The sequence below is a fragment of the Paenibacillus sp. EPM92 genome, from assembly GCF_016586185.1.
GTDB classification, from domain to species: domain Bacteria; phylum Bacillota; class Bacilli; order Paenibacillales; family NBRC-103111; genus Paenibacillus_G; species Paenibacillus_G validus.
Map to the genome: position 1 here is coordinate 15,066 of NZ_BCPS01000049.1, position 16,752 is coordinate 31,817.

A 16,752-nucleotide genomic window follows, 5' to 3' on the forward strand; every position below is an offset into this window, starting at 1 on the left:
GCCCCTTATGGTAAATTAATTACAATTTATATCTTCCCAAAAAAAAGGAGGATTGTCGGATGACCAACCCGAGAATCGACAACGGGTATTCGGAACATCAAGCTCGGAAGCCCGTCGGTCAAACGTCGTCGGTCGGCTTCCAGGTGGGGGTTCGAAGAACGCTGCCGCTGCCCCAAGAGCAGGCATGGCGCTTGCTTACGTCGCCGGAGGGCTTATCCTGGTGGCTGGGCGGGCTGTCCGCCTTGCAGCTGGAACCCGGGCAGCGTTTCTTCTCCAAAGAAGGCACGTCCGGCGAGCTGCGGATCGTAAAGCCGCTCGAACAGCTCCGGTTGTCGTGGCAGCGAGCAGGTTGGGAGCAAGCTTCGACTTTGCAAATTCGTTTACTGGCTGCGGCCGGCGGCAGGACGACGATCAGCTTTCATCAAGAAAAGCTGAAGGATGCGAATGTGCGGGAACAGATGAAGCTGTATTGGGAAGAGGTGCTGGCAAGGCTTACGGAGAAGGCTAAGGCGAAGTAAATCACGAGCGGTGAGCTTTGTGAATCACGAGGATGGTCGACCTTCGACTCGATCGGGTATGCTGAAATCCGGCTCGCCTAAACCTAGTAAACAATTTCGGAGGTACGACAACATGACCGTTGGGAACGGAGCCGGGGCTGAAAAACGCCGACTGAGTCAACTTTACTTTTTGTACTACGCCGCTGTCGGCATCTACATGCCGTACTTGGCGCTATATTTGCAGCAATCGGGCATGAACGGGGTGGCGATCGGCAGCACCATGGGGCTGCTGCCCGTCATTGGGGTCATCTCTCCGCTGTTTTGGGGGTGGCTGTCGGACCGATGGGGGAAAACCGTCGCCGTGATGGCCATTCTTCTGGGCGGAGCGGCCTTCTCGCTGATTCTCTTTATGAGCATGCGGCAGCTTCTGCTGACCGTGGCCGTTTTAGTGCTGATTACGCTGTTCATTAACGCCTATCCGTCCCTGTTGGACGGGATGACGCTATCTTACCTGCAAACCGCCTCCGGGCAGTACGGCCGGCTCCGGGTGTGGGGCTCGGTCGGTTACGGCGTCGGCGGGATGATCGCCACCGCCGTACTGTGGCGGCTGCCGATGGGAAGCTTGTTCCTGACTGCGGCGTTGATTTTGCTGCTCGGGATAGCCGTAACCTTGAGGCTGAAGACCGCCTCACCGTCTTCCGCCGACAGAACCGGCCGAGCTCAAGGCCCCCGAGGACTGGGTTCGGCACCGTTCGTCTTGTTTCTGCTGATGGCGTTTCTGCTGCAGGTGGCAAACAGCTTCTACGGCTCGTTCTTCGGCATTTACATTCACGACGTCGGGGGAACGCAAAGCGCGATCGGCATCGCCAACGTCATCAGCTCGGTCTGCGAGCTTCCGTTCTTTTATTACGCCTCCACGGTCGTTGCGCGCTTCGGCGCCTTAAGGACGCTATCCGCAGCCGGGCTGCTGTATGCCCTGCGGTGGGGCTTGCTCGGGGCGTTCCCCGGGATGGCGACGGCTTACAGTACGCAGCTGCTGCACGGCTGCACCTTCTGCTTGTATTTCGCTGCGGCCATGGATTACATCGCGCGCTCGATACCGGAGCGTTCCCGAACGACCGGCATTGCCGTCTTCACAGCCGTCATCGCCTTGGCGGGTATTCTCGGCAACGTGATGAACGGCTTTTTGTATGATTACCAGGGCTTGCTGTCGATGCCCTATGCGTCGTCCTTGTTCGCTGTGCTCGCCGGGAGCGGCTTCATCGGGCTGGAACGGCACGAGGCGCGTTTACGGGCTCGAGGCTCCTTATCGTGACTGTGTTTGGATAGACCGGCAGCGGGAGCGTACGGCTGCGCGCTGCCGTGTGCCCGGTATTGTCCGCTTCCAAACGATGGGGAGTATGGGCGCAGGAATGCCGGATGGCCCCCGGGCCGAGGCTGGAAAGCCTGATTGTCCGTATTCCAACCGGGGCGGGGGGTTAGCCCGCCTGCGCACTGCTCCTGCTGACCGTTGGTGCGGACGTTATCCGGTAGGGAGGAAGGCGTCCGCAACTGATTTCCATCCGGAAGGCGGAAAAAAAGGATTGTCGAAAGCAAATAAATGTAGTAATATCAGATTAAGCGCTTAACCCGGATGGGAACGGCGCTTGAGCCAATAGAGGTGAAGCGCTTAACCCAATAAAAAAGTTTCATGTAGAAGGGAGTTTCACGATTTATGAGCACGATTCGTCTTACGATGGCACAAGCCTTGCTCCGGTTTTTGGATGCCCAGTACGTTTCGATGGACGGGGTTGAAACGAAGTTCGTGCAAGGCGTGATGGGAATCTTCGGTCACGGCAACGTAACAGGGCTCGGTGAAGCGCTCGAACGCAGCGCCGGCGCCTTAACGTATGTACAAGGCAAAAACGAACAAGGCATGGTTCATGCTGCAACCGCTTTCGCGAAGCAGCGCAACCGCCGCCAAATTTACGCCTGCACGTCATCGATCGGCCCCGGGGCTTTAAACATGGTCACGGCGGCGGCTACTGCCACGGTCAACCGCATCCCGGTGCTGCTGCTGCCCGGCGATAATTTCGCGACCCGCCAGCCGGACCCGGTTCTGCAGCAGCTGGAGGTGGCCGGCGATTATACCGTCTCGGCGAACGATCCGTTCAAGCCGGTCAGCAAATATTGGGACCGGATTACACGTCCCGAGCAGCTGCTGACGGCCGGGCCGAACGCGATGCGCGTGTTGACCGACCCGGCCGAGACAGGCGCGGTGACGCTTGCCCTGCCGCAGGATGTACAGGCGGAAGCTTACGATTACCCGCTGTCGTTCTTCGCAAAGCGGGTGCATTATATCGACCGGCGGCCGCCGGCTCCGGATGCGGTGAAGCGTGCGGCGGAGCTGGTGCGCGGCAAGCGCAAGCCGCTGCTGATCGCCGGCGGCGGCGTGCTGTACGCGTCCGCGACGGCGGAGCTGGCGGCATTCGCCGAGGCGTTCGGCATTCCGGTAGCCGAGACGCAGGCGGGCAAAAGTTCGCTGCCGTGGAATCATCCGCTGAACGTCGGAGCGATCGGCGTAACCGGCACGCTGGCCGCCAACCGCCTGGCGCAGGAGGCGGATCTCATTATCGGCGTCGGCACGCGGTATTCCGATTTTACGACGTCGTCGAAATCGGCGTTCAGGAACCCGGACGTGCAGTTCGTCAACGTGAACGTCAGCGGCTTCGATTCGGCGAAGCTGAACGGGGTCGCGTTGACCGCCGATGCGAAGGAAGCGCTCCGCGCGCTGCACGAAGCGCTGGCGGCGTCGGCCTACCGCAGCGGTTACGCCGAAGGGGACATTGCGGCGCAGAAGGCGCAATGGGACGGGGAGGTCGACCGCTTGTACGCGGCGGAGCACGAAGCGGGCTTGGCGCAAACCCGGGCGCTCGGCGTGATCAACGAGACGATCGAGCCGACCTCGGTCATCGTATGCGCGGCAGGGAGCTTGCCCGGCGATCTGCACCGGCTGTGGCGGCCGGTTGAGCCGAAGACCTATCACATGGAATACGGCTTCTCCTGCATGGGCTACGAGATTGCCGGTGCATTCGGCGCGGCGCTCGCCGAGCCGGACCGTGAGGTGTACGCTATCGTGGGCGACGGCAGCTACCTGATGCTGCACTCCGAGCTCGTCACCAGTCTGCAGGAAGGACGCAAAATCACGGTGCTGCTGTTCGATAACCACGGTTTCCAGTGTATCCATAACTTGCAGCGGGGCCACGGCAGCGACGGCTTCGGCAATGAATTCCGCTACCGCTCGAACGAAACGGGCCGGCTGACGGGCGGCTACCTGCCGATCGACTTTACGGCGCATGCGCGCAGCTTGGGGGCGAAGGCTTACAAGGCGACGACGCCGGAAGAGCTGAAGGACGCACTGCTGCGGGCAAAAGGTGAAACCGTCACGACGCTGATCGAAATTCCCGTCGTACCGGGCACGAACACGGACGGGTATGAGTCGTGGTGGAACGTCGGCGTGCCGGAAGTGTCCGTCAGCGACAAGGTGAAGCAAGCAAGCGAACGCATGAATGCGCGTATTCAAGCGGTTAAACTCATATAACGGAAAAGGGGGAGTCCGGGCATGCCGAATCCTGAGCAACAGCAAAAGCCAGTGCTGCCTTTTAAGCTGGGCATTCATCCGATCAACTGGGTCGGCGAGGACGTGAAAGAGCACGGCGCGGATACGACATATGAACAAATTTTGGACGAAATCGCGGCGCTTGGTTTAACCGGGACGGAGATGGGGCGCAAATATCCGACCGATCCGGAGGTATTAAAGGCGGAGCTGTCCCGACGGGGCATCAGGCTCGTATCGCAGTGGAAGTCGGTGCTGTTCTCCGACCCGTCCTACCGCGAGAGCGAGCTGCAAGCGTACCGGAAACACGTCGAGTTTCTGAAAGAAATGGGCAGTCAAGTCATCAGCACGTGCGAGATCGGAGGATCGCTGCATTTCGATCCGCGCCGTACGCCGAACGAGAAGGAAGTGCTTCGGCTGGACGAGGCCGGCTGGCAGAGCCTTGCGGAAGGGTTGAACGCCGCCGGTGCCATCGCCAGGGAGTATGGCCTTAAGCTGACGTATCATCATCATGGCGGAACCGTGGTGGAGCAGCCGGAAGAGATCGACCGGCTGATGGAGCTGACCGATCCGGAGCTCGTGTACTTGCTGTTCGATACCGGCCACGCCTACTACGGCGGGGCGGACCCGCTGGAGGTGCTGCGCAAGTATTACGACCGGATCGCATACATTCACCTGAAGGATATCCGGCAGGAGGTGCTCGATCAGGCAAGGGCCGAGCAGGCGGATTTCGTCACCTGTATCCGCAAGGGCGTATTTACCGTTCCGGGCGACGGCTGCCTTGATTTTACCCCGATCTTCCGGGAACTGCTGTCCCGCGGGTACGACGGCTGGGCGATGCTCGAAGGCGAGCAGGACCCCGTCGTGCATCCGGCTTACGAATATGCGAAGAAGGCGATCGCGCATATCGAATCTCTTATTTCCAAGGAAAGAAGGTAGCGAAGCGATGACCTATGTCACATTTCCGGCGGAGAAGCCGCTGGACTTTGTCGCCATCGGGCGGCTCTGCATCGACTTAAATGCGAACGAAATTAACCGTCCGATGGAAGAGACGATGACGTTCACGAAATACGTCGGCGGTTCGCCGGCCAACATTACGATCGGGATGGCGCGGTTCGGGCTCCGCACGGCATTTATCGGGAAGATCGCAGATGATCAAATGGGCCGCTTCATCGCCGATTACTTGCAGCGCAACCGGATCGAGACGTCGAACGTCGTCACGGACCGGACCGGGGCGGTGACGGGGCTTGCTTTTACGGAGATTAAAAGCCCGACCGACTGCAGCATCCTGATGTACCGCGATAACGTGGCCGACCTCAAGCTGACGCCGGACGAGGTGAGCGAAGAGCTGATCGCCCGGTCGAAGGTGCTGCTGATCTCGGGGACGGCGCTCGCCCAGAGCCCGTCGCGGGAAGCGGTGTTCCAGGCGCTGCATTATGCCAAGAAACACGGCGCGGTCATCGTCTTCGACCTGGACTATCGGCCTTACACGTGGACTTCGCCGGAAGAAACGGCCGTCTACTATAACCTCGCCGCCGAGAAATGCGACATCCTGCTCGGCACGCGCGAGGAGTTCGATATGATGGAGCGGTTCGATGCGAATCCGGAGCACAGCGACGCCGTGACGGCGGGCAAATGGTTTGATTACTCGGCCAAAATCGTCATCATCAAACACGGCAAGGAAGGCTCCATCGCCTATACGCAGGATGGTGTCGGCCATCGGGCACAAAGCTATCCGGCTCGCGTCGTCAAAACCTTCGGGGCGGGCGACTCGTACGCGGCCGGGTTCCTGTACGGCGTCATGCAGGGCTGGACGCTCGAGAAGAGCATGGCCTTCGGCAGTGCGTCAGCCTGCATCGTGATCTCCAGCCACAGCTGCTCCGACGCCATGCCGACAGCCGAGCAGGTGCACGACTATATCGAACGCTGCAACCGCGGTGAAGTGACGGCTTCTTAAGCTTCTGATAACGAACGGCAACCTAACGAGCGAAAGGGGATTTTTTTTCCATGACCATTACGTTAAAAAACTGGATCGGCGGCGTCTGGGTCGAATCCGCATCCGCCAAAACCGAGCCCGTCTATAATCCGGCTACCGAAGAGGTGCTTGCTTACGTACCGCTTTCCACGAAAGAAGACGTGGACCGCGCCGTACAAAATTCGAAGGAAGCGTTCGCTGTATGGAGCCGAACGCCGGTTCCGCGCCGCGCCCGCATTTTGTTCAAGTACCAGCAGCTGCTGGTCGATCATTGGGAAGAGCTGGCGCAGCTTGTGACGAAGGAGAACGGCAAAAGCTATACGGAAGCGTACGGCGAAGTGCTGCGGGGCATCGAGTGCGTGGAGTTCGCGGCAGGCGCCCCGAACCTGATGATGGGCAAGCAGCTTCCCGATATCGCGTCCAATCTGGAGTCGGGCATGTACCGGTATCCGGTAGGCGTCGTCGCGGGGATTACTCCCTTCAACTTCCCGATGATGGTGCCGTGCTGGATGTTCCCGCTCGCGATCGCCTGCGGCAACACGTTCGTGCTGAAACCGTCGGAGCGCACGCCGCTGCTGGCTAACCGGCTCGCGGAGCTGTTCCAGGAAGCCGGACTTCCGGAAGGCGTGCTCAACATCGTACATGGCGCGCATGACGTCGTAAACGGGGTCCTCGAGCACCCGGACGTTCGCGCGGTATCCTTCGTCGGCTCCCAGCCGGTCGCAGAGTATGTGTACAAAACCGCATCCGCTCACGGCAAACGCGTTCAGGCGCTGGCAGGCGCCAAAAACCACTCGATCGTCATGCCGGACGCCGATCTCGATCTGACGGTGAAAGAGATCATCAACGCGTCGTTCGGCTCCGCGGGCGAGCGCTGCATGGCGTGCTCCGTCGTTGTCGCGGTCGGCGAGATCGGCGATACGCTGGTGAACCGGCTTGTCGAAGCGGCTAATGCCATCACCATCGGCAACGGCCTGGACGAAGGCGTGTTCCTGGGGCCGGTCATTCGCGGACCGCACAAGCAGCGGACGATCGGATATATCGAGACCGGCGTGAACGAAGGCGCGCTGCTGGTTCGCGACGGCCGTCAGGACGCCGCTTGTCACACAGAGGGCTACTTCGTCGGACCGACGATTTTCGATCAGGTGTCGGACGAGATGAAAATATGGCAGGATGAGATCTTCGCACCGGTGTTGTCGGTCGTGCGCGTCGCTACGTTGGATGAAGCGATTGAGCTGGCCAACCGTTCGGACTTTGCCAACGGGGCCTGCCTGTTCACGAAGAACGGCAGCCATGTTCGCCAGTTCCGCGAAACGATCGATGCGGGGATGCTCGGCGTCAACCTCGGCGTTCCTGCCCCGATGGCGTTCTTCCCGTTCTCCGGTTGGAAAAAGTCGTTCTACGGCGATTTGCACGCCAACGGCACCGACGGCGTGGAATTTTATACCCGTAAGAAAATGTTGACGGCCCGCTGGTAAGTCCAGTGACCTTAGCCCGCATGAAGGAGAGAACATTATGGCACTCGTCTCGATGAAGCAGATGCTGCTTGGCGCCTTGGAAGGCGGCTATGCGGTCGGGCAGTTTAATTTAAATAACCTGGAGTTTACGCAAGCGATTTTGCAGGCCGCCCAGGAGGAGCGGGCGCCGGTCATCCTGGGCGTCAGCGAGGCGTACATCCCTTACATGGGGGGCCTCCCCTGCATTGTGGGGATGGTCAAGTCGCTGATTGACCATTACGGGGTCACCGTACCTGTCGCGCTGCATCTGGACCACGGCTCGACGTACGAGCTGTGCCTGCGTGCGCTGCATGCCGGATTCACGTCGGTCATGATCGATGCGTCACACCATTCGCTCGAGCATAACATCGACGTGACGCAGCGCGTCACGCAGGCGGCGCATGCGCTGGGAGCTACGGTGGAAGCGGAGCTCGGCCGGATTACCGGACGCGAGGACGACCTGGTCGTCGACGAGGCGGAAGGCATGTACGCCGTGCCGGACGAGTGCGCGCGCCTTGTACGCGAGACGGGCATCGACTGTCTCGCCCCGGCGCTCGGCTCGGTGCACGGCCCGTACCGCGGACAGCCGAAGCTCGGCTTCGAGCGGATGGGCGTCATCCAGCGCATGACGGGGGTGCCGCTCGTGCTGCACGGCGGAAGCGGACTGCCGGATGAGGAAATCCGGCAGGCGATCTCGCTCGGCACGTGCAAGATCAACGTCAATACCGACAATCAAATGGCGTGTACGGCGGCGATCCGGGCCTTTCTGAATGAACGACCCGATGCGTATGATCCGCGAAACTATTTGATTCCGGCGCGGGAGGCGATCAAAACTTCCGTTATCGCCAAGATGCGTTTATTCGGCAGTTCAGGGCAAGCAGGTGAGCAGGCTAAGCAGGTTAATTGAGAGGAGACCTATCGTGAACAAGATCAGAATCGGAATTATCGGCGCAGGCCGAATCGGCAAAATTCATGCCGACAATTTGCTAAGGCTGCCGCAAGCGGAAATTGCGGCTGTCAGCGATCTATTCGCCGGCCCGGAATTGGAAGCATGGGCGGCGGATCGCGGCATCGCGCGCGTGACGAAAGACAGCGGCGACATTATTGCCGACCCGCAGATCGATGCAATCTTCATCTGCTCGACGACCGATACGCATGTGCCTTTAATCAAGCAGGCGGCGCAGGCGGGCAAGCACATCTTTTGCGAGAAGCCGGTCAGCATGGATATTCATCAAACGGTGGAGGCGCTAGAGGCGGTCCGGCAAGCGGGCGTGAAGCTGCAAATCGGCTTTAACCGCCGCTTCGACCATAACTTCAAACGCGTGCGCGAGCACGTGCAGGGCGGTACGATCGGCGATCCGCATATTGTGAAAATTACGTCCCGCGATCCGAATCCGCCGCATCCCGATTACATTAAAGTATCCGGCGGCATTTTCATGGATATGATGATCCACGACTTCGACATGGCCCGCTACGTATCCGGCAGCGAGGTGGAGGAAGTGTATGCGCAGGGCAACGTGCTGATCAACCCGGTGATCGGCGAGCTTGGCGACCTCGACACCGCGATTGTGACGCTGCGCTTTGCGAACGGTGCGCTCGGCGTCATCGACAACAGCCGCCAGGCTGTGTACGGCTATGATCAACGGGTGGAAGTTTTCGGCTCGAAGGGCAGCGTTGCGGTATCCAACGACCATCCGAATACGGCGGAAATCAGCACGGCGGAAGGGATTGTCCGCGACAAGCCGCTGCACTTCTTCCTCGAGCGCTACAACGCGGCTTATATCGAAGAGACGCAGCTGTTTATCGAGAGCTTGACGAACGGCAGCCCGCTGATCGTGGACGGGAATGACGGCTTGCAGGCGGAGCTGATCGCACTCTCGGCCAAGCTGTCCTACAAGCTGGGGCGTCCGGTGAAGACGGCCGAGGCGATCGGGCTCCTGGAATCGGAGCAATTGAAGGAAACGGTTTAAGGAAACGGTTTAACGAAAGAAAGGAGAGGCGAACATGTCGAAGCTGATCGTAAAACCGGAACAGACGCCGGATCGGGAAGGCGTGGTACTGAACATCACCCCGGAGTCGGCGCAGTGGGACTATGTCGGCTTTCAGGTGGTGCGTTTGGCGGAAGGCCAGACGCTCCGCCGGGAAACCGGCAGCATGGAAGTGTGCCTGGTGCTGCTGAGCGGCATCGCAGACGTTGCAACGGCGCATGAAGCATGGCCGGGTATCGGTCGGAGAATGAGCGTGTTTGAGAAAACGCCGCCGTATTCGGTTTACGTGCCGAACGACGACCGCTACGAGGTGACTGCGCGGACGGCGGTCGAGCTGGCCGTCTGCGAGGCGCCGGGCCGGGGCGGGCACGCCGCCCGTTTAATCGCGCCGGAGCAAGTCGGTGTGGAAATGCGCGGGTACGGGTCCATCGAGCGGCAGGTTCATAATATTTTGCCAGAGCAGGAGCCGGCGGACAGTCTCTTGGTGGTGGAAGTGTTCACTCCGAGCGGACACTGGTCCAGCTACCCGCCGCATAAGCACGACCGGGATGCGCTGCCGGACGAATCGCTGCTGGAGGAAACTTATTATTTCCGTGTACAGCCCGAGCAAGGCTTTGCGGTTCAGCGGGTGTACACGGACGACCGTTCGCTTGACGAGACGCTCATCGTCCAGGACGGGCAAGCGGTGCTCGTGCCGAAAGGTTACCATCCGGTATCCGCTCCTCCGGGCTACGAGGTGTATTACTTGAACGTCATGGCCGGACCGACGCGAGTGTGGAAATTTCATAACGACCCCGACCACGCTTGGATCATGACGAAGCCCCGTACCTAGACGGGCACGCAAAGCGGTTGCATGTTGTTCTCCTTCTGCGCATAATAGAAGGAAATCCGACAAGCGGGGAATCCACATGAAAGCAACCATATACGACGTCGCGCGCGAAGCCGGCGTGTCGATAGCGGCCGTATCGCAAGTCATCAACGGCAAGGGCAAGATCAGCGAGGAACGGCGGGCTGAAATTATGCGCGTGATGGAGCGGCTGAACTACCAGCCGAGTGTCATTGCCGCCGCCCTGACGGGCAAAAAGACCTACACCCTCGGGCTGCTCGTGCCCGATATTTCCAACCCGTTCTTCGCCGAGATTGCGCGGGCGGTCGAGGATCAAGGACACAGTCTCGGCTACAGCCTTGTTATTTGCAGCACGGACAACAAGGATGAGCGCGTGGAACGTTATTTATCGCTACTGCAGCAAAAAAGCGTTGACGGCATGATCATCGGAACCGGGATGGACAACAAGGAAATGCTGAAGCCGCTGCTTGAGAATTCGATCCCGATCGCGATGATCGCCCGGGAAATGCCCGGTCACGACGTGCAGACGGTGATCACGGACGACTTCGCCGGCGGCCGTCTTGCCGCGGAGCATCTGCTGGGGCTCGGCCATACCCGGCTGGCCGTGCTTGCCGAGCAGCTCAAGGTAAGCAGCAGCCGGGAGCGGATTCGCGGCTTCCGGCAGCGGCTGGCGGAGGCCGGCATCGATTTGCCGGACGATCGGGTGCTTGCAAGCGGCGACGCCCTGGTCAAGGACGGCAAGCGCAAAGCGACGGAGCTGCTGCAGCGGGCGGAACGTCCGACGGCGATTTTTTGCTGCAACGATCTGCTTGCAATCGGTGCGCTGCAGGCGGCGAAGGAGCTCGGGCTCCGCGTGCCGGAGCAGCTGTCCATTGTCGGCTTCGACAATACGATATTGGCGACGGTCACAGAGCCTCCGCTGACAACGGTTTCCCAGCCGACCGAGGAGATGGGCAAGCTGGCCGTCGATTTGCTGCTCAGCCAGCTGAAGAAGGAAGAGGGCGGCTCAAGGCGAACGGTGCTGCAGCCTGAGCTCGTGACCCGGCGATCGACGGCCGCGCCTTCGAACGAATAACGGGCGCGCGGGTTATCGCGCGAGCAGGCACGGAATCGGACAATACCGCAGGTCGTGGTTCCGCTATTGCGCTAGTGTGCCGCCCGAGCCCCCGCTTGCGCAATCGACTTGCTGCCCGATCCATTGGCGGCCGCAGCGTATATAACCAAGAAGGGTTGGGGATGCTCCCCAACCCTTCTTGGTTTATTCGATTACATGCGCCGCTCCACGCTCCCGTTGCCCGTTGTTCACTCCAGGTGAGTTGCAAGGTGCTACTGCCAATGTGTTACAATGAAAACAGTGGAACAGAATGTAACAGAGTATGGATCGGATAGGTGGGGGAGCGAGCATGAGTGACGGGCTTCAAGGTTTTCTAACGAAACACGAGCAAATTATGGATCATATCGAAAATTTGTCAGCGGGCACCCGCATTTCCGTACGGAAAATCGCCCAAATGCTTGAAGTGAGCGAAGGCACGGCCTACCGTGCTATCAAGGAAGCGGAAAATTTGGGGCTCGTCACGACGAAAGAGCGAATCGGGACGATCCGTGTCGATAAGAAGGAGCGGCAGCATTTTGATAAATTAACGTTCGCGGAGGTCGTCAACATCGTGGACGGAGAGGTGCTCGGGGGCGCCGCCGGGCTGCATAAGCCGCTGAACAAATTCGTTATCGGCGCCATGCAGCTTGAAGCGATGAAGCGTTATATCGAGCCGGACAATCTGCTGATCGTGGGCAACCGGAGCCAGGCCCAGCTGTATGCGCTCGGGCAAGGGGCGGGCGTTCTCGTGACGGGCGGCTTTCATGCGGATGAAGAGGCCCGGAAGCTGGCGGACGAGCTGGAGCTGCCGATCATATCGAGCAGCTATGATACGTTTACGGTGGCGACTATGATTAACCGCGCCATTTACGATCGTCTGATCAAGAAAAAAATTCTTCTCGTCCAGGACATCATCCGTACGGACAGCCCAGTGTACTCGCTGCGCGTCACAGATACGGTCAACGATATGCAGAAGCTGGTCGACGAACACGGGCACACGCGGTTTCCCGTCGTGGATGAGTTTAACCGCCCGGTCGGCATTATTACGACGAAGGATGTGCTGCGTGCGCAGCCGGAGCAGAAGGTTCACGCCTACATGACGAAAAATCCGCTGACCATCAGCGCCAATACTTCCGTCGCCTCGGTGAGCCATACGATGATTTGGGAAGGCATCGAATTGATTCCGGTGATCGATCATAACCGCAAGATGATCGGCGTGATCAGCCGTAAGGACGTGCTGAAAGCGATGCAGTATATCCAAACCCAGCCGCAGAACGGCGAGACGATCGAAGATCTCATCTGGTCCGGATTCGAGAAGGTTCGTCAGCCCGACGGCAGGCCCTGCTTCCGCGGCACCGTCACCGCCCGCATGACCAACTATGCGGGGATGGTGTCGGAAGGCGTATTAACGACACTGATGAATCAGGCGGCGTTGCGGACGGTACGCGACCAGAACCGGGGCAACTTGATTCTGGACAGTTCCTCGAACTATTTCCTGCTGCCGATTCCGATCGACAGCACCATTGAAATTTTCCCGATGATCATTGAGTTCAGCCGCAGGTTTTGTAAGATCGAGGTAGAGATTTATCACGAGGGCAAGCGAATGGCCAAGTCGATGTTCACGGCGCGTTTGATGGACCAGGTATAGGCTGAAGACCGGGGTCTGCGAAGAGGAATGGGGGAGCGGGGATGCGGTATTACGGGATCGTCATCGCGGCGATAGGCATCGATCAGGCGACGAAGCTCTGGGTGCGCTTCCATATGCACTTGGGCGAAACCTTGGTCATCTGGCAGGACGTGCTTCACTTTACGTATTATCGCAACAGCGGAGCGGCAGGAAGCACCTTCCAGGGCTATGGCCGTTATTTTATTATTCCGGCCGTGCTGTTCGTTCTTTACATGGCTTATGCCCGCAAGCAGGGGCAGCTCAAGAACGGTATGGCCGAGGCGGGAGCCGCGCTTCTCGTCGGCGGCGCGATCGGCAACGCGATCGACCGGGCGGTGTTCGGATGGGTGACCGATTTTGTGGATAACGGCCGCGGGATATTAAACTTGGCCGATATCGCAATTCAAGTCGGCGTCCTGCTGCTCTTGGCCGATGCCGTGCGGGATTTCATTGTGAGTCGCCGAGGACGTAAGAGCAATCCTCTAACGTAAGGCTCGTCATCCGATGAAGGCTGGACGATACCCGGACATGATGGGCGGGCGAGGCGCAGCGCAAGGAAAGATTGGCATAATGCTGAAAGTGGAGGGAATTCTAAGGGAAAACCGGCAAAGCGCAGGTGAATCTCTTGAACGTTACCGCTGTTCCCTTTCAAGCTAAAGCAAACATGCTCTTATACGCGGCGATTCTGTTTCTGGTGGAATTCGTGCGCGGCGCTTTTCTCATTTCCTTCCTGCCAGCATACGGCGTTCATCGGCTGGGCTTGTCGACGGCCGGCGTCGGCATTGCGGTGTCCGTACACTATGTCACGGATACGCTGATCAAATGCGGCGCCGGGTATTTGCTTGACCGCTTCTCGCTTCGGCTGATCGCCCCGATCGGGCTTGCATGCTCGCTCGCCGGTCTCCTCATGATGCTGGCTGCCCCTGCGTTATGGCTGCTGGCTCTCGCCGCGGCCCTGTTCGGCGTCGGCATATCGCCGGTATGGCTCGGCGGTTTAAGCCGGGTCGATTCGAAGCGGCGGGCGTCGCACATGGGCGTCATCTATACGTGCTGGCTGGCGGGACTCGGTTCAGGCCCCGTCGCGATCAATTTCCTGCTTGACCGCAGCTATACGGCCGCGTATTGGCTGATGATCGGCTTGTGGGGCGCCGCGCTCGTTTTGTCGCTTTGGCTCGGCGCCGCCAGTCAAGACCAGGTAACCGGGCAGCTTTCGCTCCGGCGGCAGCTTTCCTTGCTGGGGGAGCGGCTGCGCGCGATGAAGGCGCTGCTGCCCGGGATGATGATGCAGACGACCGCAGCAAGCATGCTCGTTCCCGTCATGCCCGGGTTTGCCGCATCGAACCTCGGTCTGAGCTACTCGCAGTATTCGTTGGTGCTCATTGCCGGAGGCGGCCTGACGATGCTGGGCTTAATTCCGATGGGGAAGCTATCCGACCGTTTCGGGAAACGCTGGTTTATCGTGCTCGGCTATTCCGCCTTTGCCCTGGCGCTTTTCGGATTGACTTTAACCCGCTCCCTCGGCATGGCCGTGCTGGTCGCTTCGGTGCTGGGGATTTCGTATGCAGCGGTGCTCCCCGCCTGGAACGCGGTGCTTGCCCAATACGTGCCGAAGGAGCAAAAAGGGCTGGGCTGGGGGCTTTTCTCCAGCGTGGAAGGCATCGGGGTCATGATCGGTCCGGTCCTGGGCGGATGGATCGCCGACCGGTTCAGCCCCGCCATGAGCGTGCTGACCAGCGCCGGTATACTCGGCCTGCTCGCCCTGTATTATTTGTTCGTGCTGTTTGGCGCGCTGAAGCTGAAGATAGAGGCTTGAAGGCGTCCGTCCGTCAAATAGCGGAACGGCAGTCGTTCAGTCGTTTCGAAGCCTTGGCGACAACCGCTGGATCCGCCCCTCCATGTCCGCGCGCTGTACCTTCCCCATCGCCCCCGTCGAGGCATCACGGCCGACCGCATCTCCCGCCCCCGTGGAGGCATCATGGCCGACCGACCGCGTCCCACCGCAGCCCGTCGAGGCCACCGCACCCACCCCCTGCACCCTTTTCGCTTATTTTAGAAGATAATTCTGCCCGGTGTCCTCAGCTCCGCAAACTAAACGCCATTTTGAAATTAATTCAACAAAGCACATCGGAAAAGAGGCGTTGAAATACACGGCCTCTTCGCAGCATAAGCTGATTTTATAGGATATATTTAGAGAAGTGATAGGAAACCCGGCGAAAGTTTATTCCAAATCGAAATAAAGTGGAGTATAATAGAGTCAACAACACGATGAGCCATCGTTGTAAGGGGGCGGGCTATATGACAACGGGTCGACTTCGCCTATTAGGGCAATTATTTTATACGTTTCTGCGAATGGGTCCCGTCACGTTCGGCGGCGGTTATGCGATGATTCCCGTTATCGAGCGGGAGGTGACGGTCAAGCGCCGATGGATCGAAGAGCATGAGATGTCCGAGGTGCTATCCGTTTCCGGATCGGCCCCGGGGGGCATCGGCGTGAACGCTGCGGCGTTCATCGGTTACCGGCTGGCCGGAATGCCGGGAGCGGCATCCGCTATCGTAGGCATCACGCTGCCGACGTTTATCATTGCGATACTGCTAAGCGCCGGGTACGCCGTCTTCGGCGGGTATGCGAAGATCGAAGCGGCGCTGCAGGGCATTCATGCTGCCGTGTTCGGTCTCATTCTTGTTGCCGCCTACAGAATGGGCCGCAACGCCGTTTACGACATGACGACGTTTCTATCCGCGGCTTGTACCGTCGTGCTGCTGATTTCCGCATCGATCCATCCTTTATTTCTGATCGCTTCGGGCATTTGGGCAGGCATCTCTTTCGTTATCGTGAAACAAAAGCTGGGCATGGTCGTTCGTCTGAACAAAGACGCGGATACCGGGGCGGAAGCGGATGGAAGCTCTGCGCCTAAAGTACCGGCTTACGCCGATTATTACATTGCCGACGGCATCTGAATGTGAGGTGAAGCGCCATGCTATGGAGCTTATTTGTTTCGTTTTTCAAAATCGGCCTCATGTCGTTCGGCGGCGGTTATGCGATGGTTCCGATCATTCAGCATGAGGTTGAAGCGAACGGCTGGCTGAGCGCCGCTGCGTTCGCCGAAACGGTCTCCCTGGCCGGCATGGCGCCGGGACCGATGGCAACGAATTGCGCTACGCTGGTCGGCTTGAAGACGGCGGGCCTCCCCGGCGCAATCGCGTCTACGGGGGGCATGGTGCTGCCTTCGCTGCTCGTGGTCGTGACGATTGCGGCGTTCTTTTTCAAATTCCATCGGCATGCGTGGGTGCGGGCGTCCTTCTACGGGCTCCGTCCCGTCGTCACGGGCTTGATTCTGTACGCTGCGCTGCGGTTCGGGGTGGTCGAAGCGGTCAGCCCGCTGTGGAGCTGGCACACCTTCGGCTCGATCCTTATTGCGGGCGGCGTGATTGTCGGCATCTTGAAGTACAAGATGCATCCCGCGGCCATTCTGGCCTTGTCGGGCTTGGTCGGCATAGCGTTCTTCAGCTAGACCCCGCTGACCGCCGCCTGCCTCCGCCGCCACGTTGAAAAGAAGCGGCGTCTCCATTATGATCAGGGTATCGGATGGAGCAT

15 protein-coding genes are annotated in these 16,752 nt (G+C 59.5%); all 15 read left to right on the top strand.

What is annotated here, in order from left to right:
- Nucleotides 1–59: 59 nt before the first annotated feature.
- Nucleotides 60–518 carry an SRPBCC family protein gene (locus JMF85_RS09170; RefSeq protein WP_127605025.1) on the top strand — a complete coding sequence of 153 codons (459 nt, stop codon included), beginning with the start codon at nt 60–62 and terminating at the stop codon, nt 516–518.
- Nucleotides 519–630: 112 nt separating this feature from the next.
- Nucleotides 631–1,812, top strand: a complete 1,182-nt coding sequence (locus tag JMF85_RS09175; RefSeq protein WP_164751713.1) for an MFS transporter — start codon at nt 631–633, stop codon at nt 1,810–1,812.
- A gap of 399 nt (nt 1,813–2,211) precedes the next feature.
- Nucleotides 2,212–4,077 (top strand): 3D-(3,5/4)-trihydroxycyclohexane-1,2-dione acylhydrolase (decyclizing), encoded by a 1,866-nt coding sequence (gene iolD, locus JMF85_RS09180; protein WP_127605021.1) that lies wholly within the window; start codon nt 2,212–2,214, stop codon nt 4,075–4,077.
- Nucleotides 4,078–4,098: 21 nt separating this feature from the next.
- Nucleotides 4,099–5,031, top strand: a complete 933-nt coding sequence (iolE, locus tag JMF85_RS09185) for a myo-inosose-2 dehydratase (RefSeq protein WP_054796329.1) — start codon at nt 4,099–4,101, stop codon at nt 5,029–5,031.
- Nucleotides 5,032–5,038: 7 nt separating this feature from the next.
- Complete coding sequence (gene iolC, locus JMF85_RS09190) at nt 5,039–6,049, top strand: 5-dehydro-2-deoxygluconokinase (protein WP_127605019.1); 1,011 nt, start codon at nt 5,039–5,041, stop codon at nt 6,047–6,049.
- A 50-nt stretch (nt 6,050–6,099) separates the two neighbouring features.
- The gene (locus tag JMF85_RS09195) at nt 6,100–7,545 is read left to right on the top strand and encodes a CoA-acylating methylmalonate-semialdehyde dehydrogenase (protein WP_127605017.1); all 1,446 of its coding nucleotides are present in this window, start codon (nt 6,100–6,102) and stop codon (nt 7,543–7,545) included.
- A 37-nt stretch (nt 7,546–7,582) separates the two neighbouring features.
- A complete protein-coding gene (gene fba / locus JMF85_RS09200; protein WP_201318090.1) occupies nt 7,583–8,470 on the top strand; it encodes a class II fructose-1,6-bisphosphate aldolase in 888 nt (295 codons plus the stop codon).
- Nucleotides 8,471–8,483: 13 nt separating this feature from the next.
- Nucleotides 8,484–9,533, top strand: coding sequence for an inositol 2-dehydrogenase (gene iolG / locus JMF85_RS09205; protein WP_054796333.1), 1,050 nt, complete (start codon nt 8,484–8,486; stop codon nt 9,531–9,533).
- A 34-nt stretch (nt 9,534–9,567) separates the two neighbouring features.
- Nucleotides 9,568–10,383 carry a 5-deoxy-glucuronate isomerase gene (gene iolB / locus JMF85_RS09210; RefSeq protein ID WP_054800169.1) on the top strand — a complete coding sequence of 272 codons (816 nt, stop codon included), beginning with the start codon at nt 9,568–9,570 and terminating at the stop codon, nt 10,381–10,383.
- Nucleotides 10,384–10,459: 76 nt separating this feature from the next.
- Nucleotides 10,460–11,473: a LacI family DNA-binding transcriptional regulator gene (locus tag JMF85_RS09215; RefSeq protein WP_141336417.1), complete on the top strand. Its 1,014-nt coding sequence runs from the start codon at nt 10,460–10,462 to the stop codon at nt 11,471–11,473.
- 328 nt (nt 11,474–11,801) lie between these two features.
- A complete protein-coding gene (locus JMF85_RS09220) occupies nt 11,802–13,139 on the top strand; it encodes a DRTGG domain-containing protein (RefSeq protein ID WP_127605013.1) in 1,338 nt (445 codons plus the stop codon).
- A 41-nt stretch (nt 13,140–13,180) separates the two neighbouring features.
- Complete coding sequence (lspA, locus tag JMF85_RS09225; RefSeq protein ID WP_141336416.1) at nt 13,181–13,648, top strand: signal peptidase II; 468 nt, start codon at nt 13,181–13,183, stop codon at nt 13,646–13,648.
- Nucleotides 13,649–13,782: 134 nt separating this feature from the next.
- Nucleotides 13,783–14,970, top strand: coding sequence for an MFS transporter (locus JMF85_RS09230; protein ID WP_236595797.1), 1,188 nt, complete (start codon nt 13,783–13,785; stop codon nt 14,968–14,970).
- Nucleotides 14,971–15,452: 482 nt separating this feature from the next.
- Nucleotides 15,453–16,115, top strand: a complete 663-nt coding sequence (locus tag JMF85_RS09235; protein WP_155614624.1) for a chromate transporter — start codon at nt 15,453–15,455, stop codon at nt 16,113–16,115.
- Between the two features lie 17 nt (nt 16,116–16,132).
- Complete coding sequence (locus JMF85_RS09240; RefSeq protein WP_201318091.1) at nt 16,133–16,669, top strand: chromate transporter; 537 nt, start codon at nt 16,133–16,135, stop codon at nt 16,667–16,669.
- The last annotated feature ends 83 nt before the right edge of the window (nt 16,670–16,752 follow it).